The 575-nt window shown below is 47.5% G+C and carries 1 protein-coding gene; it reads left to right on the forward strand.

Features of this window, described 5'->3' with window-relative positions:
• Positions 1 to 56 precede the first annotated feature (56 nt).
• Positions 57 to 575: thiamine pyrophosphate-binding protein (locus tag R7P74_RS28140; RefSeq protein ID WP_318123961.1), on the forward strand; the 519-nt coding region annotated here is incomplete at its 3' end.

Below are 575 nucleotides of genomic sequence, written 5' to 3' on the forward strand. Positions count from 1 at the left end.
AAACCAGACCAAACCGTTGACCTTACGGTGTGGAATTCTGGGTAAGGAGAGCAATTATGACAGCAATGTTGTCAGGTGCAGAGATGGTGGTGCAATCTCTGATAGAGGAAAACGTAGAGCAGATCTTCGGTTATCCGGGTGGTTCCGTTTTGGATATCTATGATGCACTGCATGCAAAAACCGACCAAATTAAACACGTACTAGTAAGACACGAACAGGCTGCGACACACATGGCTGATGGCTATGCTCGCGCAACAGGTAAGCCGGGTGTGGTACTGGTATGTTCAGGGCCTGGCGCAACCAATACCATTACCGGTATTGCAACGGCGTACATGGACTCCATTCCGATGATCGTGATTTCAGGGAACGTGCCAAACAGCCTGATTGGTAACGACGCTTTCCAAGAATGTGACATCGTGGGCGTCTCTCGTCCGGTAGTAAAACACAGCTTTTTGGTGAAAAAGGCGGAAGATATCCCTGAAACGATCAAAAAAGCCTTCTATATTTCAACAACGGGTCGTCCTGGGCCAGTTGTGATTGATTTGCCAAAAGACGTAATGAATCCGCAAATCAAA

The organism is Vibrio sp. 2033 (genome assembly GCF_033339735.1).